This window comes from Corynebacterium sp. UD i78 (assembly GCF_056280545.1).
Genome location: NZ_JBWCED010000001.1, coordinates 2,533,027 through 2,555,820, shown reverse-complemented (window position 1 = coordinate 2,555,820; position 22,794 = coordinate 2,533,027). Strand labels below are relative to the sequence as shown.

At 65.0% G+C, this 22,794-nt stretch carries 25 protein-coding genes; 15 read left to right on the top strand and 10 right to left on the bottom strand.

Translation table 11 applies throughout. The annotated features are described in order from the left end of the window. The first annotated feature begins 399 nt into the window (after positions 1–399). Entirely contained in the window at positions 400–1,173 is a 774-nt protein-coding gene (locus ACZ9GM_RS11945; RefSeq protein ID WP_476037958.1) for a DUF3800 domain-containing protein, read from the top strand. Between the two features lie 172 nt (positions 1,174–1,345). Here the strand turns inward: ACZ9GM_RS11945 and ACZ9GM_RS11940 are convergent, their stop codons facing one another. Continuing rightward, on the bottom strand, positions 1,346–1,537 hold the full coding sequence (locus ACZ9GM_RS11940; protein ID WP_476037957.1) for a hypothetical protein: 192 nt from the start codon (positions 1,535–1,537) through the stop codon (positions 1,346–1,348). Positions 1,538–2,289: 752 nt separating this feature from the next. Here ACZ9GM_RS11940 and ACZ9GM_RS11935 point away from each other — a divergent pair. Both ACZ9GM_RS11935 and ACZ9GM_RS11930 read left to right on the top strand, forming a co-directional pair. Then, complete coding sequence (locus ACZ9GM_RS11935; RefSeq protein ID WP_476037956.1) at positions 2,290–4,494, top strand: bifunctional copper resistance protein CopD/cytochrome c oxidase assembly protein; 2,205 nt, start codon at positions 2,290–2,292, stop codon at positions 4,492–4,494. Positions 4,495–5,147: 653 nt separating this feature from the next. After that, the gene (locus ACZ9GM_RS11930; RefSeq protein WP_476037955.1) at positions 5,148–6,035 is read left to right on the top strand and encodes a hypothetical protein; all 888 of its coding nucleotides are present in this window, start codon (positions 5,148–5,150) and stop codon (positions 6,033–6,035) included. 298 nt (positions 6,036–6,333) lie between these two features. Here ACZ9GM_RS11930 and ACZ9GM_RS11925 read toward each other — a convergent pair whose 3' ends face one another. Beyond that, positions 6,334–6,918, bottom strand: coding sequence for a MerR family transcriptional regulator (locus ACZ9GM_RS11925; protein ID WP_476037954.1), 585 nt, complete (start codon positions 6,916–6,918; stop codon positions 6,334–6,336). A 256-nt stretch (positions 6,919–7,174) separates the two neighbouring features. Between ACZ9GM_RS11925 and ACZ9GM_RS11920 the strand changes: the two genes are divergently transcribed. Both ACZ9GM_RS11920 and ACZ9GM_RS11915 read left to right on the top strand, forming a co-directional pair. Next, on the top strand, positions 7,175–7,441 hold the full coding sequence (locus ACZ9GM_RS11920; RefSeq protein ID WP_476037953.1) for a hypothetical protein: 267 nt from the start codon (positions 7,175–7,177) through the stop codon (positions 7,439–7,441). After that, positions 7,438–8,481 (top strand): zeta toxin family protein, encoded by a 1,044-nt coding sequence (locus ACZ9GM_RS11915; RefSeq protein WP_476037952.1) that lies wholly within the window; start codon positions 7,438–7,440, stop codon positions 8,479–8,481. Before ACZ9GM_RS11920 ends, ACZ9GM_RS11915 begins: the two co-directional genes overlap by 4 nt. A gap of 151 nt (positions 8,482–8,632) precedes the next feature. Here ACZ9GM_RS11915 and ACZ9GM_RS11910 read toward each other — a convergent pair whose 3' ends face one another. From ACZ9GM_RS11910 to ACZ9GM_RS11900, 3 genes are all read right to left on the bottom strand, one after another. Continuing rightward, entirely contained in the window at positions 8,633–9,259 is a 627-nt protein-coding gene (locus tag ACZ9GM_RS11910) for a hypothetical protein (protein ID WP_476037951.1), read from the bottom strand. Between the two features lie 132 nt (positions 9,260–9,391). Next, complete coding sequence (locus ACZ9GM_RS11905) at positions 9,392–9,664, bottom strand: hypothetical protein (protein ID WP_476037950.1); 273 nt, start codon at positions 9,662–9,664, stop codon at positions 9,392–9,394. An 84-nt stretch (positions 9,665–9,748) separates the two neighbouring features. Further along, positions 9,749–10,249 carry a ParA family protein gene (locus ACZ9GM_RS11900; protein ID WP_476037949.1) on the bottom strand — a complete coding sequence of 167 codons (501 nt, stop codon included), beginning with the start codon at positions 10,247–10,249 and terminating at the stop codon, positions 9,749–9,751. Between the two features lie 273 nt (positions 10,250–10,522). On the opposite strand from ACZ9GM_RS11900, the gene ACZ9GM_RS11895 reads away from it, so the two are divergent. Next, a complete protein-coding gene (locus ACZ9GM_RS11895) occupies positions 10,523–11,245 on the top strand; it encodes an IS6 family transposase (protein WP_394287897.1) in 723 nt (240 codons plus the stop codon). A gap of 221 nt (positions 11,246–11,466) precedes the next feature. Here the strand turns inward: ACZ9GM_RS11895 and ACZ9GM_RS11890 are convergent, their stop codons facing one another. Further along, positions 11,467–11,976, bottom strand: coding sequence for a TetR/AcrR family transcriptional regulator (locus ACZ9GM_RS11890; protein WP_476037948.1), 510 nt, complete (start codon positions 11,974–11,976; stop codon positions 11,467–11,469). A gap of 294 nt (positions 11,977–12,270) precedes the next feature. Between ACZ9GM_RS11890 and ACZ9GM_RS11885 the strand changes: the two genes are divergently transcribed. Next, on the top strand, positions 12,271–12,549 hold the full coding sequence (locus tag ACZ9GM_RS11885; protein WP_476037947.1) for a winged helix-turn-helix transcriptional regulator: 279 nt from the start codon (positions 12,271–12,273) through the stop codon (positions 12,547–12,549). A gap of 34 nt (positions 12,550–12,583) precedes the next feature. Here ACZ9GM_RS11885 and ACZ9GM_RS11880 read toward each other — a convergent pair whose 3' ends face one another. From ACZ9GM_RS11880 to ACZ9GM_RS11870, 3 genes are all read right to left on the bottom strand, one after another. Next, a complete protein-coding gene (locus ACZ9GM_RS11880; protein ID WP_476037946.1) occupies positions 12,584–13,081 on the bottom strand; it encodes a hypothetical protein in 498 nt (165 codons plus the stop codon). A 117-nt stretch (positions 13,082–13,198) separates the two neighbouring features. Beyond that, the gene (locus ACZ9GM_RS11875) at positions 13,199–13,450 is read right to left on the bottom strand and encodes a hypothetical protein (RefSeq protein ID WP_476037945.1); all 252 of its coding nucleotides are present in this window, start codon (positions 13,448–13,450) and stop codon (positions 13,199–13,201) included. Beyond that, positions 13,447–14,034 (bottom strand): NADPH-dependent F420 reductase, encoded by a 588-nt coding sequence (locus tag ACZ9GM_RS11870; RefSeq protein ID WP_476037944.1) that lies wholly within the window; start codon positions 14,032–14,034, stop codon positions 13,447–13,449. The genes ACZ9GM_RS11875 and ACZ9GM_RS11870 overlap by 4 nt, the downstream gene beginning before the upstream one ends. Positions 14,035–14,179: 145 nt before the next feature. Between ACZ9GM_RS11870 and ACZ9GM_RS11865 the strand changes: the two genes are divergently transcribed. Continuing rightward, entirely contained in the window at positions 14,180–14,701 is a 522-nt protein-coding gene (locus ACZ9GM_RS11865) for a GNAT family N-acetyltransferase (RefSeq protein WP_291474262.1), read from the top strand. A gap of 15 nt (positions 14,702–14,716) precedes the next feature. Here the strand turns inward: ACZ9GM_RS11865 and ACZ9GM_RS11860 are convergent, their stop codons facing one another. After that, the gene (locus tag ACZ9GM_RS11860; protein WP_476037943.1) at positions 14,717–15,532 is read right to left on the bottom strand and encodes an endo alpha-1,4 polygalactosaminidase; all 816 of its coding nucleotides are present in this window, start codon (positions 15,530–15,532) and stop codon (positions 14,717–14,719) included. Between the two features lie 147 nt (positions 15,533–15,679). On the opposite strand from ACZ9GM_RS11860, the gene ACZ9GM_RS11855 reads away from it, so the two are divergent. The 7 genes from ACZ9GM_RS11855 (at position 15,680) to ACZ9GM_RS11825 (ending at position 22,791) form a co-directional block, all read left to right on the top strand. After that, positions 15,680–16,441, top strand: coding sequence for an ABC transporter ATP-binding protein (locus ACZ9GM_RS11855; RefSeq protein ID WP_476037942.1), 762 nt, complete (start codon positions 15,680–15,682; stop codon positions 16,439–16,441). 5 nt (positions 16,442–16,446) lie between these two features. Further along, complete coding sequence (locus tag ACZ9GM_RS11850; protein ID WP_476037941.1) at positions 16,447–16,845, top strand: ABC transporter permease; 399 nt, start codon at positions 16,447–16,449, stop codon at positions 16,843–16,845. 13 nt (positions 16,846–16,858) lie between these two features. Next, positions 16,859–19,075 carry an ABC transporter permease gene (locus ACZ9GM_RS11845; protein ID WP_476037940.1) on the top strand — a complete coding sequence of 739 codons (2,217 nt, stop codon included), beginning with the start codon at positions 16,859–16,861 and terminating at the stop codon, positions 19,073–19,075. Positions 19,076–19,215: 140 nt separating this feature from the next. Beyond that, a complete protein-coding gene (locus tag ACZ9GM_RS11840; RefSeq protein WP_476037939.1) occupies positions 19,216–21,261 on the top strand; it encodes an OPT family oligopeptide transporter in 2,046 nt (681 codons plus the stop codon). Positions 21,262–21,341: 80 nt separating this feature from the next. Beyond that, entirely contained in the window at positions 21,342–21,902 is a 561-nt protein-coding gene (locus ACZ9GM_RS11835) for an NADPH-dependent FMN reductase (RefSeq protein WP_476037938.1), read from the top strand. 18 nt (positions 21,903–21,920) lie between these two features. Beyond that, positions 21,921–22,313: a WKL family lipoprotein gene (locus tag ACZ9GM_RS11830; RefSeq protein ID WP_476037937.1), complete on the top strand. Its 393-nt coding sequence runs from the start codon at positions 21,921–21,923 to the stop codon at positions 22,311–22,313. A 16-nt stretch (positions 22,314–22,329) separates the two neighbouring features. After that, the gene (locus ACZ9GM_RS11825) at positions 22,330–22,791 is read left to right on the top strand and encodes an MTB12 C-terminal domain-containing protein (RefSeq protein WP_476037936.1); all 462 of its coding nucleotides are present in this window, start codon (positions 22,330–22,332) and stop codon (positions 22,789–22,791) included. Positions 22,792–22,794 lie beyond the last annotated feature (3 nt).

The following is a 22,794-nucleotide window of genomic DNA, read 5'->3' as shown; positions in this document are numbered from 1 at the left end:
CCTTGCGTGACATCCGTGCATCAGCTAACTGTTTCTTCATCGAAATAGTCCCTACCGCCACAATCATAGTTCCCATCATCGGTAGACCAACACGTCAACCTGTCTAGTTGTTCATATCATCAAATACTGCGTCGTTACTCGTCATTGGACAATGTCGTGACACATTGATTATGGCACAGGGTTGTGACACTCGCCCAGCAGGACAAACACCCCGATAGTTTCCCAAGAGTGGGAGTGTGTCACAAATGATCGTTTCTGACACAGCGCACACAGAACGGCCCATTAATAGGTGTCTTCTATATGCGACCAGGACAGGTACACGATGCTCCGCTTCCCCCACTAGACTCGACCCGAGTTCAGTTCCCACCAGATCGCCAACCTACTTCCGGAGTCCCCCACGTGCATCTTGCCTACGTCGACGATTCAGGGGACTCCAAACATGGCACGATGCTGACAGCGCTCCTAGTAGAGGATCGACACTGGAACAACGTGCTTGCCTCATGGCTCCAGGGCCGTCGCGAGATCCACCGCGAGTTCGATGTTCCGAAGACCCAAGAGCTCCACGCCAACAACCTCTACAAGGGCCGCGGCCACTTCTGCGACTCCGCCGAGGCCGAGGACGCGTTCTCGTCGGGACGCCGCGCAGCAACCGGCCGCATCATGCTGTCGTGGCTAGCCAAAGCCGACGGCTTGACAATCGCGACGATCGCGACACCTCATCGATCATCAACTCAGGCCTACGCTACGTTCATCCGCTGGCTCGACGCCTGGGCGGCGAAGATGCAGACCACTGCCATGGTTTTCTACGATGGCCAGCAAGGCTACGGTCCCGATGATTCTTCCCGCACCCCGGAACAGATACGAGCGCAGTGGGATGCTGCCTTTCGTGGTTCGGCACCCTATCGCGATGTACATCGCTCACTGAATCTGAGTACACGGCACGTCATAGAAGACGTCGTGATGCAGGACAGTAGATACAATCAACTCATCCAGGCGGCCGATCTCGTCGCCTACGGCGCCTACCAGCTTCACACGCAGGAACACCCCGAGCGCTGGTCATCGAAGCATACCCCCGCCGCAGACGCGATCCGCGCCTACCTGCGTACAAAGAGGCTCTGGATCCCAGATTCTGATCAAGGGATTCTGTGGGTCGAGGAACGCAAGAACCCCTGACCATATGGTCAGGGGTTCGCGAGGTGCGAGACCCTGTGGACGACCAACAGGCCGTATAGGGCCTCGCTGCCGTCGACCCTAGCATCAACAGTCATAGACCTCCACTAGACGGCTAGCCGAGGATCGAGGAGTGCGGCAACCAGGTCCGTTGACGATCGTCAACAGAACCCATCTAAGGCTTTGCCTTGATGATCCTCGGAAGGGTGGCCTGTCCAGCGATGATCTGTGCGAAGTCAGTGTCCATGGAGCGGAGCATCCGTATCGCGTAGCGGTGGGTGGCCCAGAGATCGTCGGTGTTGAGCATGGGGCGCAGGTGTGCAGCACGGTTCCTCATCCACCGCAGTTCGTGGGCGTAGCGGTACACCGCCTCACGGCGGACTCCTGCGAAACCTGATGCCAGCGCGGCATCCCAGATCTTGACCCGGTTGGGGAACTAAATACTTTAGTTTCCCAACCGTATCGCCAAGGCGAGGTCCCGATCCTCGAGAAGGGCGTTCAGAGGTTTGCGAACCGTTGGTGAGCCCGGATTGTGATACTATTTTTCGAGACGATTACCTGGCGTACCAGTACTTAAACCACCACTTTCCGTCAGCATGCTGGCGGCACTCGCGAGCCATTTGGTAACCCTTCCCCTTCATCCAATTATACATACCCCTGCACTCTGTCCTGGTGTTGAAGGGTGCTGAATAGCGCTGATGCATTGCTTTGGTGGTGATCGCTTGCTCAGCAGAAGATTCGACTCCGGACACACTGGCCGGAGAGGAGAACTCAGGGACTGACGCACTTGCTGGCGCACAGCCGATAGTAACTGCAACGAGGCCAGCCAAAAAAACTGGAGCTGCATTAGTCTTTCTAATCATGTGATTACTGCTCCCATGAGAGTCGAGAACGATGTGCCTTCAGGACATGTATAGCACACTGCCAGTACGGGCGGGCTATCGCTGCAATCAAGTGAAGCTGTCAACCCCCCCCATAATGGGCCAATGGCAAGACGTAGGGACGTAGAGTTGGTTCGGCGGTCAGCGCACATAGTTCTGGGTATGCAAGTCGCTGATGCTAGCGGGAGATGGCACAGAGAATCGGGGTACAGGGGTCCCGGCTAGTAACGTTCAGGGCATGTCCGACGCGGCCACCGCCACCGAATCAGTCAGCGGATCCCCGACAGGGGATCCGCAACGTCCGTCCCGCCCCTCCCGTCCTTCCGGACGGATCGGCTCGCCAGTCGCCATCTACGTCATCGCCGCAGTCATGGCCGGGCTCGTCGCCGCCGTCATCGGCGATGCTTTCCTCGGTCAGTCGTTGGACGTCCTGGGTATCTCAGATCCCGGCCCCGTCACGACCTCGGGAGTTCCGCTCGTCCGTGGCACCGGAACGGTACTGGCGTGCTTCGGCGTCGGCTCGTTCCTTATGAGCGCCTTCGGCGCGCAACCGGGGAAGGACGGCTACCTCGGCCTCGACGGCTACCGGGCGTCCCGCACGGGCACCTGGGCGATGGCCGGCTGGGCGCTGTGCGCCCTGCTGCTGGTGCCGCTCTACCTCTCCGATGCCTCGAGTCAGCCGCTGAAGGATACGCTGCAGCCCGACATGTGGGGTGTCGCCATCGCGCAGGTGTCGACGGCCAAGGCAATGCTCTGGATCGCCGCCATCGCCGGCGCGGTCGCCGTCCTGTCACTGCTGACCAGGCGGTGGATCTGGCAGCCGGTGTTCTTCGTCCTCTCCGTGGCGTCGTTGATCCCGATCGCCCTCGAAGGGCACTCCGCCGCCGGCGGCAACCACGACTACGGCGTGAACTCGCTGCTGTGGCACATCATCCTGTCCGCCATCTGGATCGGCGGACTGATGGCCCTGGTCGCGCACGCCGCCCGACGTGGCCCCTTCCTCGCCGAGATCACCCGGCGCTACAGCTTCGTGGCATTGTGCGCGATCATCGGCATTGCGGCGTCCGGCCTGATCAACGCGGGAATCCGCCTGTCGTTCTCCGAGTGGTTCACCACCGACTACGGCCGTGTGATCGTGGCGAAGGCCGTGCTCACGCTCATCCTCGCCTTCTTCGGCTTCGCCCACCGGCGCTGGACGTTGCCGCAGCTCGAGGCGGCCGAGGCGTCCGGCGCGAAGACCACCGCCTGGTGGCGGCGTCCCTTCGTCCGTCTGGCGCTGGTCGAGATCTTCGTCATGGCCGCCACGGTCGGCGTCGCGTTGTCGCTGACCCGCATTCCGCCGCCCGTCGAGGCCGTCGCCGACGTCACCCCGGCCGAGCTGATCATGGGCTTCGACGTCTCCGAACCCTTCAGCCTGGCCGCGGTGCTCACCAACTGGCGCTTCGACCTGGTCTTCGGCACCGTCGCCCTGCTGCTGCAGGTGGTGTACATGTGGGCGTGGATCACGCTGCGACGCCGCGGCGTGGAGTGGAAGACCAGCCGGCTGGGGTGGTGGACATTGGGCAACCTCGTGCTGATCTTCGTCACCTGCTCCGGACTCGGCATGTACTCCATGGCGATGTTCGCCCCGCACATGCTCCAGCACATGGCGCTGACCATGCTGATCCCGGTGTTCTGGGTGCTCGGCGGACCGATGACGCTGCTGCTGCGCGCGCTACGCCCCGCCGGACGCAACGGTCTGCAGGGCCCCCGTGAATGGCTCGTGGTCTTCATCAACAACCCCGTCTCACAGTTCCTGACGAACCCGATCGTGGCGTCCTTCCAGTTCGTCGTCGGTTTCTACGCGCTGTACCTGTCGGACCTGTTCAACGACCTGGCCTCCGAACACGCCGGGCACCTGTTCATGATGACCCACTTCCTGATCTCCGGGTACCTCTTCTACTGGGTGGTCATCGGCGTGGACGCCGCGCCGCGCCAGCTCAGCCCGTTTATGAAACTGCTGATGACGCTGGCGTCCATGGCCTTCCACGCCTGGTTCGGTATCGCGATGATGCAGATGGCGCAGCCGCTGGCGGAGTCCTACTACCTGTCGCTGCAGCTGCCCTTCGACGTGGACCTCATGGAGCAGCAGCACACCGGCGGCGCGATCGCCTGGGGGCTCAGCGAGCTTCCCCTGCTGCTGGTCAGCACGGCGCACGCTGTGCAGTGGCTGCGCCAGGACCGCAAGGAGGCTGCCCGCTACGACCGCAAGGCCGAGCGCGACAATGACGCCGACCTCGACGCCTACAACTCCATGCTCGCCGGCCTCACGGAAGGACGCGACGACGCCGCGGACGCCTACTACCGTACCGAGTACCGCGGCGAGGAGGTGCAGGGTTACGTGCATTCGGAGAAGGCCAAGCGAGATGCTAAGCAAGGGCATCGGAGTGAGCGCGATCTCTAGTTGAGCACTATTGACAGAATGGTCATGTCAACGTCAGTAGTCAGACGGTAATTATCAGGCAGCAGCTCGCACTGGTCCGCACCGTTCGGCAGATCAGGACCGTGCCGTAGCCGTTGCCGCAGACGATCGTCAACCGCAACAACATGCACACCCCCGTTCCTCGAACTGTGGAATCATGAGGTCATGAATAGTTACCCGCGGCAAGCGTCTCTGTCCACGTCCGAGCTGCGCTCCTGGCTGCTCCCCACAACCGAGAAGGTCGCATACTCTGGCCGCGAGATCCCCACGGCGGAGCTACTGTCCGATCCCCACACGGTTCTCGGTGTTGCCGCCCAGGAACAAGATAAGATGTGGACGACTCACGGGCGTATCGAGTTCACGTCAGAGACCGAGGCGACCGTGATCATCACCATGAAGGGAATGGGGGGAACCGACCGACTGCGCTTCGCTCTTGTTCAGCTTCCGAAGTAACACTCTGCAGCCGAGCCTCCAGGTCGAGTCACACTTGAGTACGCTCCCAGCGACTCCGAACGCTTGCCCTGACTCATCCGCGTCGACAGGCAGCCGGTCGTCCGCCCGTCCACTTAGGCAAAGATTGGCCTCCGCCCAGACAATGGTTCCCATTCGGGAACCGGCAGTGTAGTGTCTGCACCATGGACCCAATCACCGAATCAACGGTCAGTCGGATCATGACCACCATCAGCATCTCGGAGCACGAATCAGGCCAGGTCAAAGACCTATTTTTTGACCTCGTTTACCACCCTGTTGTGAAAGGCCTAATCCTCAACGGCGCTTCTCGAAGCGGGGTGGCTTCTTTGCTCGGCCGACGCAAGAGGGTCATCCTCGATGTGGCAGCACGCCCGTTCACTGCACTATCGGGTGCGTCTCTACCTGGCCTGGACCGGGTAGCGGCCTTTCGGGAGTTCTGGGACCACCGCGGGGGGTCACGGATGGATGCTGACCAGGCACTCATCGACTGCATCATCTACGACGGTCTAGAGTGGCCTGATGACAAGCCCGTCATGCGCCGGTCTCGCTACAGCGTCGACGATGAGTGGATCCTCGGTGCTGTGGTGCGCGCGGCAGCTCCGTCAGACGATCCCGAGTCAGCCCGGAAGCTCGTCGATGCGGAGCAAGCCGCAGATCTCCTAGGATGCTCTCCAGCCGCGATAGCACAGGCCAGGGCCGCTCATGCGTCCTGGACAGTGCCTCTGGCCGATCTGGATCGGCTGGCCGATATGGTCGACCCTGCGGACGCCGACAAGATTTTTGTCGTCAATGTCGCCCGGGCGCTCCTACTGCGTAGATACAGCGACATGATACCCGCTGCAATCATGCATAAGCGCGCACCTCGCGGCGGAGGTCACGATCCACTCGGTAGGCGCCCAGATGAGGTCGCAGAGGCCATTGCCACTGCCCGGCAGACCACTGCGCAGTGGGAAGGGTCACTGGCGGCTATCGGTAGCCGAATCCTGCTTCGTGATGTCAATGACCTGCTCGCGTGGGGCGAAGAGATGTTGCCTGCGCCACCGGCACTCTAGTCTTGTGCCCTCGATGGATGACGATCGCCGATACCTCGTTGCCGAGTCGATCTAGCCCTGCGAAAGTGAGTAGCCGTCAGTCAGACCTGTTGGCGTCGAGCAGGGATCGGCCGGGTTTGGCATGAATCTCAGCGTCACAGGTGGTGCAGATCCAGTAGCGGTGTCCGCGATGCAGGTTGGATCCGGTCCACCCGACGAGGAACGTTCCCGGACGGTCCCAGGGGTGCCCGTCCGGGCAGGCCGCGGGCCGCCGTTCTGTCACGGTTCCATCGGGATTTCTGGGCACCGGGGTCCTCCTCTAGGCGCTGGTGCGCGCTGTGCGGCGCGCCGCGAGCTCATCGCCGGCGAGTGCTGATCCCTCACCGGCAGTGTGGGCCTGGATGCTGGTGAGATCACCGGTGAGCTGGGCGACCAGGCCCGGAACCGCGATACCGAACACGCCCTGACCGCCAGCGAGCAGGTCGATGACCTCTTCCGTCGAACGACACTGGTAGACGGTCTTTCCGTCGGAGAACAGGTTGATGCCGGACAGTTCCGTCGCGTCGAGCTCGTCGAGCTGGACCAGTGCCTTTCGCACGTTCTGGAGACTGATGCCGGTATCCAGCAGTCCCTTGATGATCTTGATGATCACCAGGTCGCGGAAGCCATAGAGACGTTGGCTGCCCGATCCGGTGGCCTCGGCGACTGAGGGGTGGATCAGGTTGGTGCGGGTCCAGTAGTCCAACTGCCGGTAGGTCACACCGGTGATCTGGCAGACCTGCGGGCCGCGATATCCGCCAGCCGGCGCCTCGGCGCCGGCGGTGGTGGCCTCGACGTCGAACAAGGTGTCCTGGACGCCGGTGGTTGGGCTGCTGTCCAGCGGGCGCGGATGTGTGGTGGTCATGGTGAGGTGCCTTCTTCCCCAAGGATCTCAGTATGAATCTCAGTGTGGTGACTACCGGATCCACCGTAGTCGCCGATCGTCCTGACCGACACTCCCGAGACACATGGAACTGGCGTCCTCGACCTCATCACCTGCCGTCGTAGACCCCGCCAAGAACCTGACATATATGCAGCACAATGCACCTTTTTCACTGTCCTTCCCCTGCCCTCTGTGGTAGGATGATGCCCACTACAGGCCACCAAGGAGGACCCCTGTGATGCTCAGCCCGACCAAGGAACGAATCTTTTTCGCCGAGTACGACGTGATGAAGTCCGTCGCCGCAAGCCTGACTGCCGCCTACGGCAATCGCGTGCGCGCGGCAACGACCGAGGCTGAACGAGACTGGTGGGACGCCAAGCGCCATAACCTCCCGCATTTCCTCCGAGCCGCGGTCGACACTGATCGCGATGACCTTGTTTCCCGGACCCGGCAGATGCGCGAGGAGTACCACCGCATCGGCGGGCTGGCAGCGCCAAACAAGTGAGCGCACGTCGTCTCACTGCCGATGATTTCCCGGTACCAGCTGATGTCCGCGCAGAGATCCTGGCGGACCTGACCAAGACGATAGACTTCGACTTTCAACCGTCATCGTCACCGCAGCTGGTGTTCGTCACCGGCCAGCCGGCCGCGGGGAAGTCACGAACTGTCGACCGCTTGTCGGCGCAGCTGGATACTCCCGCGGTGGTCCTAGACTCCGATGTTCTGCGCCTGAATCATCCGAGCATGCCGCTGATCATGAACACTGATCCGCAGCGCATGGATGTCCTGTCCAACGGCCCTGTCGGTGAGTGGATGCGTGGCCTGATCGAGCACTCGGCCCGCCGTGGGTACAACACGATCATCGAAAACACTCTGACCGCCCCTGACCAGGTGGCGAACACTGCGGAAAAGTTCAGGCAGGCCGGTTTCGAGGTCTCAGTCGCCGCTCTTGCTGTTGATGAGTCGATCAGTCGCCTCGGCATCGTCAGCCGGTATCTCGCGGGGATTGATCACGACGATTTCCCCAGATGGACCACTGAAAACTCCCACACCGGCGCCTACACCGGGATGCTCGCTGGCCTTGCGGCAGTCGACGGGGTTGTCGATACCCTCGATGTGTTTGACCGGTCAGGTCAGCGGCTCTACCACGGCGCTGACGGTGTGGCCGCTGCTAAAGCGGTCATTGCCGGACGGGAGGCCAGTATGGATTCCGCGGCGATAGCCACCTGGGCGGCGGACTATGCCGAGGCAGTCCCCCGCCTTCTGGACCCGGACATGATCACAGACCAGACCCGTACAGTGCTCACCGGGCTGACCGCCGACGCTCAGCGACTTCTCCCACCTGCAGACCTTCCCGAACACCACGATCTCCTGTGCGCGGTCCTCAGCGGTGAGCAAGACCTGCCGACATCGATGGCGCCGAGTCCCCAACAGGCCTTGGATCTGTTCGATTCGGCGGACCTCAGCTCGCCAGTGACGCACGAACCATCGGATTGGACCGCACCAGGCAGACAACAGTCCCCGGATCACCGACCTGAGTTTTGACCTAGTCTCGTCACTCCTACCGGTTGACCTCGGTTCCTCATCCCCCACCGTCGGCGTCGACCCACCTGGAGAATATGAGGCAAGGCGTAGCGCAGCGGCGCCGCGGCAGCCCTGTTGTTACCCACTCCCCCACTTCCCCCACGCTCTGGCACTACAGCTGCTCGTTCCTGCCCATGTCGGTGTCGGATACGCCTTCCATGACCTCGGTGACGGTGACCTGCGGGATGATTGCCCTCACCCCGGTCGGTGCGATGTCGGTGCGCCAGGACAGTGAGCGCTCTGCAGCGCGGATGGTCACCTCCTCACCGATACAGAGATTCCGGGCGGATCCGGGCGCATCGTCAGGCCATCGGATCGTCAGTGGCTGGAGCTGGCCATGCCGCTTCATCACCAGGGTGGCCAGCCCGTTGCCCCGTGCGGTGTCTGTGATGTCAGCGACCGTTCCAGTGAACTCCAGGTCGTGGTCCTGGATCGTGGCGTAGATGTCCTCGGCCGGGGCGTCATCGTCGATGACGTCGTAGAACTTCCCCATGGCCACGAGAATGGTGGAGGTCGCTCCGGTGGTCTCGTCGGTGTGCATGCGCTGGGTCAGTGTTTCCTCGCGGGCGGCGAAGATGATGCGGGTGCCGGCGGTGAGGTCTGCCAGTGCGTCGGGTGAGCGTGGGATCGACCAGAGGACAGCAATCTGTTGGGGCCGGTCCAGGCCCTCGATGCGGATGAGGGATTCTGCGCGGTTCTTGCGCTCGACGGTGCTAAGGACGGTGCCGATGTACTTCATGGTGGTTGCTCCTTGTTCTCCGCGTTGTTGCGGGGTTGTGGCTAGCGTTAGCGAGGCATGCTTGAGTGCGCGCTAGAAAGCTAGCTAGAGTGATCACTAGCAAGCGTTCTAGCATGCTAGCGTTCTATGATTCTACTTCTCAGGGTAGGTGTTGTTGATGGCGTGTTCGACGATCTCGCGGATCGACTTGCCGGTGTCAGCCTTGATGGCGTCGATGCGCTTCTTGATCGACCATGCGACGCGCGTGTTGAACTGGACGGCCGGGTCGTCAGCTTGGGGCGTCGCTGGCGCAGTGGTCGGGCTGGTGTGGCCGGTGACTTCCGCTGAGTCCGTGCCATAGTCTGCCGGCGGCTTAGGGCTTCGTCGGGTCCGTCGGGAGGTCAGATCCGGGGCGTTGTCACTCATGGTTCATGTTTCCTTTGGTTAAGTCGTTCGTCCTAGCGTGCGTACTATCTAGCACGCTAGCACGCTTGCTAGCGTTCAATCTAGCTAGTGGGCGGTGGCGGACAGGCCAGCCTTGGTGAGGATCTGGTCGAGAATCTGGTCGTAGGCGGCAGCAACGGGAGCTCCCTTGTCGTAGTTGCCGTACCACGTTCCGGTCATACGCGCCTGGTCAACAATGGTCCGCCGTGGGATCGGCGGGTAGAGCATCAGACCGGTTTCCGCGAGGTCTTCGAGAGACGCCTTAGCTACCTTGGTGAGGATGGTGTCGGCGACATTGCCGACGACGATCCCAGTCTCAGTCAGGGGAACCGGGGCACCGATGCGCTGACGAGATCGAACGAATCGGTCAACGGAGTCGCGGGCTCCCAGGACGCCGTCCACACCGTCCTGGGAGGCGCTAGCGGCGTAGATCACCCCATCGGCGGCGCCGAGGGCGTTCTGGGTGAGCATCCCGCCCTGGCGGTTCGGGCAGTCGATGATAACTAGTTGCTCAGGCAGGTCTTCCAGTGACATCGACAGTCGCTGCTCGGAGTTGTCTGCTTGCACGCGCTCCTGGACCGACAGGTTGCGGTCGGAAGGCACGATACGTAGGTTCTCATTCCAGGGAGGACCGGAGGGCAAGGTCGTTGGCCCATCCGATGGGTTCCTCGTCACCAATGATCGCGGCAACGGTCTGCCAGGGCTCCTTCGGGGTGCTGTTGCAAAGTGGTGCGGGCAGTGCCCAAGTGCTGCCCACGGTGGGGATCCCCAACCCTGTGGCACTGGCCCCTCAGACGGTGCTGTTGCAAAGTTGGGGGCAATCGATCAGGATCGGCCCGCATGGGCATTTTCTCCGGTAGGCATTATCCCCAAGATGTGATCCTCTGGGCCGTACGGTGGTACTGCCGATACGGGGTGTCCTACCGGGATCTTGAGGAGATGCTCAGCGAGCGTGGTGTGCCGGTCGATCACACCACCATCTACCGGTGGGTACAGAAGTACGGCCCAGAGCTGGACAAAAGAACCCGTTGGTACCGTCAAATCTCACCCTGGTCCTCCGATTCCTGGCGGGTTGATGAGACATACATTCGAGTCGGAGGGAAATGGTGCTACCTCTACCGGGCAGTGACCAAGGACGGCCGTAGCGTGGACTTCTACATGTCCACCCGACGTAACACGACGGCAGCGACACGGTTCCTGGGTAAAGCACTGCGCGGTGCTGGTCACCGCGGTCCTCACAACGGTCCCCGGGTGATATGTACCGACAAAGCGCCCACGTACGCTGGCGCGATCGAGAAGTTGATCACAGAGCAGAAACTGCCGAGGACGGTAGAGCATCGTCAGGTGAAGTACCTGAACAACGTGATCGAGGGCGATCACGGCCGACTCAAGCGCATCCTGGGTCCTAAAGGTGGTGGGTTCAAGACCCCGGTGTCGGCCTACAGGACACTGCAGGGCATGGAGGCGATGCATGCGCTGCGCAAGGGCCAGGGCAGAGTGTTCGCCTTCGGGCGCCCGAACGCGGATGCGGTGATCGTTGCCAAGGCCTTCGCCGGCGTCTGAGGGGCCAGTGCCACAGGGTTGGGGATCCCCACCGTGGGCAGCACTTGGGCACTGCCCGCACCACTTTGCAACAGCACCTGTGGTGCCAGGAGGCTTGAAGCCGTCCGTACCAGTGGCCTGCGCGATAACTGCAGGTATCGCTGGCCCCACTGACACTAGGTCCGGAAGTACACACTGTCAACATTGGCCGAGAGGTCGGACTTTGTGCGGCGGGGGCCGGTTCAGGAAAGGGGAACGACGGCGCCGAACGTGGCGCGCACGCGGTCCTCTACCTCACTGAGGTCGTCGGCGGAGAGCTTGCCGTCGACGTGCAGGCAGGCCAGTCCGTGGGCGGTTGCCCACAGGCCGGTCGACAGGGTCGAGAGTTCAGTTTCTGATCTTCCGGGGTACGCGCAGCGGAGCGCCAATGCCAGGTTGTCGTGCAGTTGGGTCGAGGCACGGACCCTCTCGTCGGTACGGTCATCGCATTGTGTTCCGAACATAAGCCCGAACATGCGTGGCCTTGTGAGTGCAAACCGGACGTAGCGGACCGCGAACTCTGGCAGCTCTACGGGGCTTGAGGGGAGCTCTCCTCCGCTGAGCAGAACCGTGTTCAAATCCTGAAATCCTTCGGCGGCAACTGCGGATTCCAGTCGGCTACGGTCAGGGAAGTGTCGGTAGGGTGCGGTCTGAGATACGCCAGCTTCGCGAGCGACGGCCCTGAGTGAGAAGTTGTCGCCACGTTCAATCATGGCGACGGCTGCCTCGACAAGTGCCTGTCGAAGATTTCCGTGATGGTAGTTGTCGCCTCGGGTAGCCGGCACTTTCCGAAAGCCCTTTCTGCCTGGATGTTGTCACTGAATACATTGAACGGCGGTATGGGGAAATCATGTCACATGTACCTGCTACCTGTTGATTCCGCTATCGCAGTGGTGATGCAGAGCTCTGAACAGTCGCGGCTCTGTTGCCGCTGGTGGGTTGGCCGGGCACCGCTTCCGTGCCCGACAGTGTTCGCCTTCAGTGGCGCGAGGCTGTGCCGGGTCGGCATGTCACCGGCGACCGCGTACACCGACCTCAAGGCGCTGACCGGAGCGGGACTGCTGAAGCGGCGCCCCTACCAGGAAGAAGGGGAGAGGGTCCGGCAGGAGTTCGTCCTCACCGATGCCGGCACCGACCTCATGCCGGTCGTCATCGACGACATCCACTGGTCACGGTCCCAGCCGGACCGCGTCACGCTCACCGTCAACTCGCGCACCGTCAACCAGGACGGCGCGGAACGGCAGCACTCGACGATGAAGCTGCTTGCCTGGGCGCGTCCGCAGTAGGGTACAGGGACACAGGCACGCCCAGGGCTCATGCTCAGCTCCGGTTGCGCACCATCAGTGCGGCACCGGTGAGCAGTGAGACCACGCCGGCACCGGCGGCCAGTGCCGAGACGCCGAAGGACAGCGTGGCCGTCATCAGGGAGGAGCGGACCGTCGCGCCCTGGAGTGCCATGTCCCGGTTCGGGTCGTCCTGTTCCAGTTCGGCGTAGGTCTTCCCGCCGGTGGCTGCGGAGACATGTCCCTTCACGGCCTGGGCCTGGTAGTAGGCGCTGAAGGGCCCGTCGGCCGGTTCGCCGCCGAAGTGGTCGGCGTCCTCCGAGACAGTGACGTGCTCGTCTTCGAGCTCGGCCTTGACGGTGAACCAGCCGACGACGCCGCCGGCGAGGAATGCCAGGCCGATGACCGCGACGAGCAGTCCGGCGATGAAGGGGAAGCGCGACCGGGAGGACGCGGCATTCTTGGTGGCTGCGTCGGTGGCCGCCTCCGAGGAGTCGTCATCGTTGCTGGTGAGGGTGGTTGTCGGAGAGGTCATGGATCCTTCCGGGGTCCGTGATCGTGGTAGGGGAGATGGTTGACGGATCAACCGTCGGTGAGTGTAACCGGACCGGTCCGCCCACCTGCACCCCCTTGTGACGCGACTAACACCACCTCAGTACAGCGCGAAGGACCTCCGCGAGAACCCGACCGCGTAGCCGTCCATCCCGTCGATCAGCTTGTCTGTCCGTCCGTCGACCGCGCCCAGTGCGATGAACAGTGGCAGGAAGTGGTCCGCTGTCGGGTGTGCATAGGGCATACCCGGGGTCAGCGTCCGGAAGCTCGCCAGCGTGTCGAGGTCGCCTCGCTGGATGGCTTCCAGTGCCCAGGCGTCGAAGGCCGCCGCGGGAGCTGGCGAGGTGGTCACTTCACGACCGCGAAGCCGGCGGTCCAGGAGATCTGCTCGGAGGCGGCCAGGCTCATCTGCATCAGGGCGACGGCCTCGAGCTCGCGGGCACGGGAAAGGGCGCCGGCGTCGAGGACGCGCAGGCCACCGGCGGTGACGGTGGCGGAGAAGGACGCCTTGGCGGCCTCGTCGTCACCGGCGACGAGCACGGTGGTCGGTTCGGAACCGTTGGTCTTCGCGGCGAACGTGGCGGCGAAGTTCGTGTTGAAGGCCTTGAGGACGTGGGCCTCCGGCAGCAGCTCGGCGAGTTCGGCGGTGGCGGAGGAGTCGGCGGCGGGCAGGAGGCTGAAGGTGGTGAAGTCGAGCGGGTTGGTGATGTCGACGACGGTCTTCCCGGCGAACTGGGCGCCGAAGGTGCCGGCGATGCCGGACAGTGCCTGGTAGGGCACGGCGAGGACGATGATCTCGCCGGTGACGGTGGTGTCGGCGTCGGCGTGGGAGTCGAGGACCTGGACGTCCGCCCCGGCGTCGGTGAAGACGCCGGCGATGGCGGAGCCCATGTTGCCCTTGCCGAAGACGGTGACGGTGGAAGCGGTGGTGGCCATGATGATGTGTGTCCTTAGTGGGGCTGTACGCCCCGTCGGTGTTCGATGCCTTCAATTTAGATGACGTGTCAACTAAATGCAAGAGGTGGTGAATTCTCCTGCTCCGGACCTGCGCACAGGCCCCGTGTCACCTACCGTGGCACGCATGGAGCCGATCCGCACCGACCGCCTCACCCTGCGCACCTACCTCCCCGGCGACGAGACATGGATGCATGACCTCTACTCCCGCCCCGAGGTGACTGAGCTGCTGCTGGACGAGCCGTGGAACCGGGAGTACACGCTCAACCGGCTCGGCGACCGGCTCATGAAGACCGACCTGCTGGGGTTCGCCGGCACGCTCGCGCTGGTCATCGAGGAGGACGGCACGCCCGTCGGCGATGTCATGATCTGGACCACCACCTACGGCAACGCCGAGGTGGGCTGGGTCCTCGACCCGGACGCCGGTGGCCGGGGCATCGCCTCCGAGGCGGTCACGGCCGTCATCGCCCACGCCTTCGACCGCGGTCTGCACCGCGTCGTCGCCCAGATGGACGCCCGCAACACCGCCTCCGCGAAGCTGGCCGAGCGCATCGGCATGACGCAGGAGGCGCACTTCCGGTCCAACTGGTACTCCAAGGGGGAATGGACGGACACGTTGGTCTTCGCCGTGCTCAACCCGGATCACTGACCGGGTCCGCCCCGCTCAGCAGCGGTCGAACGCGTAGCCCGGATCATCCGGTGTGACCAGCCCGGGATCCCGACGCACCGCCTGTTCCGGCAGGTCACCGGACCGGCAGAGCCCGGCGAACTCCGCGGCGTCCGCGTACTCGATGTCCAGCACCGAGCTGTAGACGGTGGTGTACGCCGCGCATTCCCCGTAGGCGCCGCAGTCCTCGGTGACGGCGAAGTCGAAGCCCGCATCCTTCCCCTCCTCGGCCAGCTCCGGAGCGTTCTTCTGGGCGGACGCCAGCCCCGCGTTGCGCGCGACGCCCGTCAGCAGCCGGGCGAGGGCGAGGTTGCCCGCCGGGGTCAGTGCCGTGCCAGCGTCACCCGAACGAAGGTAGGAGTCGAGGTTGTCGAACTCCGCCGCATCGAAACCGGCGTCCGCGCAGCCCCTGATCGCCGGGGCCAGGCGGTCGGCGATCTCCGCGCGCCGGGACGCCGAGGACGTGTCCAGCAGGAACTCATCGGGCCAGTCAGGGTCGGCGACCGGAGCCCCCGTCGCATCCTGTAACAGCAGTTCACCCCATGAATCTTCCGTTCCGGGCTGCGACTGGAAGGCGTTGAGGTAGCAGACGCTGTAGATCCCCGGCGCCGGTTCGGCCGTGGCGTCGCGGACCACGACGGCCGTCCCCGCCGACGGCTCATAGGCCCCGCCGAGCTGGTAGTCGACCCCGCCCGACGGCGGCAGCCCCGGGGCATCCGACCCGCTCCCGGTGGAGCAGGAGGACGCGGCCAGAACGAGGCATACCGTGGCGACGGCTGCGGAGACGGCCACGGCGGCGGAAGGACCGGACATTCTCATCCGACAAGGATAGGAGAGGTCAGGGTAGGAACGGGGGTCAGAATAGGGGACTTCCCTGAGGCGCACCCCCACCCCCGGGCCTTACGGTGGGTACATGACCACGGGCGGACGCGCCCTCCAGACCTCCCGAGAGGACCGATCATGCCCGCCGCAACAACGACCTCCAGCACCACCGGCACCGCCGCCGCCCGCGCGGACGCCCTCACCAAGATCTACGGGGCCGGAGACACCAGGGTCACCGCCCTCGACAACGTCTCCGTCTCCTTCGCCACCGGCGAATTCACCGCCATCATGGGCCCGTCCGGCTCCGGAAAGTCCACCCTCATGCACTGCATGGCCGGACTGGACACCCCCACCTCCGGGGCCGCCTGGCTGGGCACCACCGACCTGGCGTCCCTCAAGGACAAGGAACTGACGAAGACCCGCCGCGACCGGCTCGGATTCATCTTCCAGTCCTTCAACCTCGTGCCGACCCTCACGGCCGAGGAGAACATCACCCTGCCCACCGACATCGCCGGCCGGAAGGTCGACCGCACCTGGTTCGACGAGGTCACCGGACGTCTCGGGCTCACCGACCGGCTGTCCCACCGCCCCGCCGAGCTCTCCGGCGGCCAGCAGCAGCGCGTGGCCTGCGCCCGCGCCCTGGTCTCCCGCCCCGAGATCATCTTCGGCGACGAGCCCACCGGCAACCTCGACTCGAACTCGTCCGCAGAAGTCCTCGCCATCCTGCGCACCTCCGTCGACCGCGACGGCCAGACCGTCGTCATCGTCACCCACGACGCCAAGGCGGCGTCCTACGCCGACCGCATCCTCTTCCTCGCTGACGGTCGGATCGTCGAGGAACTGCGTCAACCCACCGTCGAATCCATTCTCTCCGTGATGTCCCGCATCGAGGAGCTGTAACCGCCATGTCCACGACCCGCGCGGCGTCCAACGCCGCGGCCACCATGCGCCGGGTCTCCCTGCGCAACCTCGCCGGCCACAAGGTCCGCCTGGTCCTCACCGTCCTCGCGGTCGTCCTCGGGACCGCCTTCATCTCCGGCGCGCTGATGTTCACCGCGTCGCTGTCCAGGACCTTCGACACACTGTCCGAATCCACCACGAAGGGCGTCGACGTCACCGTCACCCCTGACGAGGCCACCGGACGCTCCCTCCCGCTCGAGCTCGGCGACATCCTCGCCGACGCGCCGGGTGTCGCGAAGGTCAACAACTCGACCCAGACCACCGTCGTCGTCGCCCACGACGGCACCACCCTCCAGACCGGCGGCGGCGCCCGCTTTCGCCATGGCCTGGTACCCCGGGAATGACCAGGTCGGTCCCGTGTCCACGGTCACCGACGGCGACGCCCCGGTCGGCGACGACCAGGTCGTCGTCAACTCCAGTGTCGCCGATGACCAGGACATCTCGGTCGGGGACGCCCTCACCGTCGTCGACACCGGTGGCGTCCACGAAGTCACCGTCTCCGGCGTCTACGACATCGACGTCGACGGCGGCGGCTTCATCGGTCTCCTGATGGAGCAGGACGCCTACCTGGCCACCTTCACCGACGGGAGCACCGCCACCGGATTCTCCCTCGCCGCCGACCCCGGCATCAGCCAGGAACAGCTCAAGGAAGACGTCACCACACACCTCGCGGACGCCGGCGTCAACGGTGTCGAGGTCAAGACCGGTCAGCAGACCGCCGACGAACAGTCGGACGCCATCGACGAGGCCCTCAGCTTCGTCAACTACTTCCTCATCGCCTTCGGCCTGGTGGCCCTGGTCGTCGGCACCTTCATCATCGCCAACACCTTCTCGATGATCGTCGCCCAGCGCACCCGCGAGTTCGCGCTGCTCCGGTCACTGGGTGTCTCTTCCCGGCAGCTCACCGGCTCGGTCGTCGGCGAGGCGGTCGTGGTCGGCGTCCTCGGATCGGCCATCGGCGTCGTCGCCGGCGCCGGCCTGACGAAACTCATCTACACCGTCATCGGCTCCACCGGCGCCGGGTTGCCGGACACGGGAGTGCAGGTCACCGTCAGCTCAGTGGTCACCCCGCTGATCCTCGGAGTCCTCGTCACCGTCGTCTCCGCGTGGGCACCGGCCCGGCGGGCCGGTGCAGTCCGCCCGGTGGAGGCGATGCGTTCGGGTGACATGTCTTCGGCGTCCTCCCTGCGTGGACGGACCGTCACCGGTGCGGTTCTGCTGGTTCTCGGCGTGGTCGCCGCACTGGCCGGCGTGCTGCTCGACGGCTCCGGCACCGGCACCCGCGCGGCACTGGTCGGGCTCGGTGCACTCGGCGTCCTGCTGGGAGCGTTCCTGGTCTCTGCGGCGATGGCCGTGCCGGTTGTCCCGGCGATCGGCCGTGTCATCGGTGCACCGTTCCGTTCGGTGGGACGCCTGGCGTCCACCAGTTCCTCCCGCAACCCGCGTCGTACCGCGACCACCGCCTTCGCGCTGACCCTCGGGGTCGCCCTGGTGGCGGTGTTCGGGATGCTCGGCGCGTCGATGAAGGCCTCGATCAGCGGCCTCGTCGACAACACCGTCAGCTCTGACCTGGTGCTCTACGGGCCGTCCGACGGTTCCTTCCCCATCCCGACCCAGGCGCTGGATGCCGCCCGCGATGTCGACGGCGTCACCGAGGTCTCCGGCTTCGGCCTGGCCCCGGTGACCCTCGGCGGCACGGCCAGTGACTCGATCGTCAGCTCCGGTTTCGGTTCCGGCTATTTCGTCGGTGACCCGCGGGTCACCGGTGAGGTCACCGAAGTCCAGGGGTCGGTGGATCTCACCGGCGAGGGTTTCATCGCCTCCGAGTCCGCGGCACAGCGCAACGGCTGGACGATCGGCGAGGAGGTTCCGCTGGTCACAGAGGTGCCCGGGGCGGACGCCCGCGACATCGGCACCGTCGCACTGCTCGGCACCTACGAGGACAACGACCTCCTCGGTGACCAGGTCATCTCCTGGGAATCCATCGCACCCCACATGGACGCCGGCGAGTTCGGTTCCGGGATGTACTCCCAGCCGATGCTCTTCGCCGCCTTCGTCAACGGCGACATCCCCCTGGACGACCTGCGTGACCGCCTGGAGGATGCCACGGACCAGTTCATCGTGGTGCAGGTCCTCACCCCGTCCGAGTTCGCGGGGACGCAGGCCGTGTTCGTCGACCAGATGCTCAACGTGCTCTACGCGCTGCTCGCCCTGGCGGTCATCGTCGCGGTGCTCGGCATCGTCAACACGCTGGCGCTCAACGTCATCGAACGACGCCAGGAGATCGGCATGCTCCGCGCAGTCGGTACGTCGCGGCGTCAGGTGCGCCGGATGATCACCCTGGAGGCCGTGCAGATCTCGCTCTACGGCGCGGTGGTCGGCGTGGTTGTCGGACTGGCGCTGGGCTGGGCCTTCCTGAGGGTGCTCGCCGGTGAAGGCCTCGACACCATTGCGGTGCCCTGGGGCCAGGTCGTCGGCATGGTCGTCGCGTCCGGTGTGATCGGCGTCCTCGCAGCGGCGTGGCCTGCGGCGAAGGCGTCGCGGACGCCACCGTTGGAGGCCATCGCCGACTGATCCGGCTCCCTTCGCCGCCTCCGGCGCCCGCAACTCACCCTCACCGGCAGGCTCGCTGCCATTCCGACTACCGGTGAGGGTGAGTTGCGGAGGACGACGGGGTGATGCGTCCCACCAGGTGGACTACTAAGGTCACACCAATGACATCACGTACCGACGCCACCCCGGCGTCCCCGACCCCGCCCTCGCCGGTCCGGGAACTCACGATCCGCGCGGTCATCATCGGTGGCCTCATCACCCTGGTGTTCACCGCCGCGAATGTGTACCTCGGACTCAAGGTCGGCCTGACCTTCGCCACCTCGATCCCCGCCGCGGTCATCTCCATGGCGATCCTGCGCAAGGTCCGCAACCACACCATCGCCGAGAACAACATCGTCCAGACCATCGCCTCGGCGGCCGGCACCCTCTCCGCGATCATCTTCGTCCTCCCCGGACTGATCATGATCGGCTGGTGGACCGGCTTCCCCTACTGGACCACGATGCTCATCTGCCTCATCGGCGGAATCCTCGGCGTCATGTACTCCATCCCGCTGCGCCGCGCCCTGGTCACCGGTTCCGACCTGCCCTTCCCCGAGGGTGTCGCCGCCGCTGAGGTGCTCAAGGTCGGCGACCCCGCCAACAACGAGGGTGGCGATCACGCGGACTCCGAGGCCGCGAAGTCCAACCGCGACGGCTTCCTCGCCCTCGTCGTCGGCGGTATCGGCAGTGCCGTGATGGCGCTGCTCGCCGCCCTCAAGGTCAGCGCCGCGGAACTGTCCACCACCTTCAAACTCGGCGCGGGCGGCACCATGGTCGGCTCCAGCCTCTCGCTGGCACTCATCGGTGTGGGCCACCTCGTCGGCATCACCGTCGGTATCGCGATGATCGTCGGCCTGCTCATCTCCTTCGGCGTCCTGCTGCCGGTCTTCACCAGCGGCGACCTGCCGAGCACCGGTGACATCTCCGAGGTCGTCTCCGGCACCTTCTCCGACGATGTCCGCTTCGTCGGTGCCGGCACCATGGCCGTCGCCGCGGTGTGGACGCTGGCGAAGATCCTCGGCCCGGTGATCCGTGGCATCCGCGAATCGCTCGCATCCTCCCGCGCCCGCAGTGCCGGTCAGGAGGTCGACATCACCGAGCGCGACATCCCGGTGAAGACCGTCGTCGGCGTCATCGTCGCCCTGATGATCCCGATCGGCCTGCTGCTGTGGGTCTTCCTCGACGGCACCGGCATCAGCCACCACACCGGCTCACTGATCACCCTCTCTGTCCTCTTCGTGCTGGTCCTAGGACTGGTCATCGCCGCGGTCTGCGGTTACATGGCCGGCCTCATCGGTTCGTCGAACAGCCCGATCTCCGGTATCGGCGTCATCATCGTGCTGCTCGCAGCGCTTCTCATCAAGGCTGTCACCGGCAACGACAACGGCGGCGACCCGACCTCCCTGGTCGCCTACACCCTGTTCACCGCTGCAGTGGTCTTCGGCGTCGCCACGATCTCCAACGACAACCTCCAGGACCTCAAGACCGGTCAGCTCGTCGGCGCGACACCGTGGAAGCAGCAGGTCGGCCTGATCATCGGTGTCTTCTTCGGCTCGCTGATCATCCCGCCGATCATGGGGCTGATGGCGTCCGCCTTCGGTTTCGTCGGCGCCCCCGACGCCGGTCCGGACGCCCTGGCCGCCCCGCAGGCGGGCCTGCTGTCCTCGATCGCCCAGGGCATCTTCGGTGATTCCCTCGACTGGTCCAAGATCGGCCTCGGCGTGCTGATCGGCCTCGGCGTCATCATCATCGACGAGGTACTCTCGCGGACCACGAAGGCCGGCCCGCGCCGCCTCGCCCTGCCGCCGCTCGCCGTCGGTATGGGCATGTACCTGCCGGTGTCGCTCACCCTGATCATCCCGCTCGGCGCGCTCATCGGCTGGCTGTACAACCGCTGGACCGACCGTGCGGCGATGTCCGGGAAGGTGAAGGACGCCACCGACGCCAAGCGGGTCGGCGTCCTCGGTGCGACCGGTCTGATCGTCGGTGAGTCCCTGTTCGGCGTGGTCAACGCCGGTATCATCGCCGCCACAGGAGACTCCGAGGCGCTCGGGATCATGCCCGACGGCTGGGCGGACGCCTCCCGGTGGGCCGGTGCGCTGATCTTCGCGCTGATCATCGTGCTCGTCTACCGCTGGTCGCGGCGACGGGTGCAGGCCGACGCGTAGCCGACTAACGTGGTTGATGTTTCAACCACCGTCGCACCACCAGGGCACGACCAGTTCGTGACCAGATCAAGGAGCTCCCCATGACCCGTATCGGCATCCTTGCCGGATCCTCCCGCCCCGGCGCCCTCAACCCCCAGGTCGTGACCTGGGTGAAGACCCGGCTCGACGAGGCGGGTGTGGAGAACGGGGTCGTCAACTTCGGCGACTACGACCTCCCGGTCCTCGACGAGGAGATCCCGGGTGGCGCGCACATGTACGCCAACGAGCACACAAAGGCCTGGGGCGCGGCCGTGGAGCCCTTCGACGGCTACATCGTCGTCACCCCGGAGTACAACCACGGCGTGCCCGGCCCGCTGAAGAACGCCATCGACTTCATCGGCTCCGAGTTCAACAACAAGCCGGTCGCCTTCGCGTCCTACGGCGCGGACAAGGGCGTGCGCGCCATCGAGCAGTGGCGCCTGGTCTTCGCGAATTTCCGTGCCGCCACCGTGCGTGGCACCGCGTCCTTCTCCACCTTCACGGACTTCACCGACGGGACGTTCACCCCCGGCCGAGGTCTCCGCGGGCACCTTCGGCCCCCTGCTCACCGATCTACTCGCCTGGGCGGAGGGATTCGCGGTCGTCCGCGAGAAACTGGCTGACTAAGTTAGACTCGCCAGATGAAGTTTTCCTCGCCGGCGGGTCACCGTACCCGCACCATTGCCGCTGCCCTCGCCGTGTCCGCCGCACTGGTGGTCACCGCCTGTTCCTCTGACGAGGACGAGGACGCCCCGACCAGTTCGGCGACGTCCGCCCCGACCACGACGGAACAGCAGGACGCCCTGCCCACCGCTGCGGAACTCGGTGACCTGCTCAACCGCGCGCTCGATCCCGAGCTGCCGGTGGAGGAGAAGGCCGCCACTGTCCAGGACGGAGCCGAGGCCGGTGAACTCTTCGCCCAGATGACCCAGGCCGCCCAGGACTCCGGAGCGACCTTCGCGGTCGTCGACCCGGTGCTGCCCGGTGACACCCCCGAGATCGCGCTGGCCACGGCCACACTGACCCTGCCCTGAGCAGGAGCCGATCACCGTGGACAACGCCGAGTTCGTCAAGCAGGACGGCGAGTGGAAGATCTCGCGGGCCTGGGCCTGCACCCTGGTCGGTCAGGTCGCTGAGGGCGGCGAAGAGAATCTCCCGGTGTTCTGCGGCGGGGATCCCGCCCCGGCTCCGGAAGCCCAGGAAGAGGTCCCCGCCGAGGAGCCCGCGCCCGTGGAGGAGGCCCCGGCCCCTGGGCCCGCTCCCGAAGCCGCCCCGGCCCCGGCCGGTGACGAAGGCATCCGTAGCGCCCTGCTCGCCGAGGGTGTGGACCAGGCGACCGCCGACAAGCTCGCCGCCAACCCGGACGCCACTGTCGCCGCCGCTGTGCGCATGGGCATCCCCCAGGCGACCGCCGACCAGTTCCGTTCCGACCCCCAGGGTGCGATGGCCGCCCTGCGCGGTGCCGGCATTGACCCGGTCACCGCTGCGCCGCAGCTCGCCGCGCAGCTGTGACCT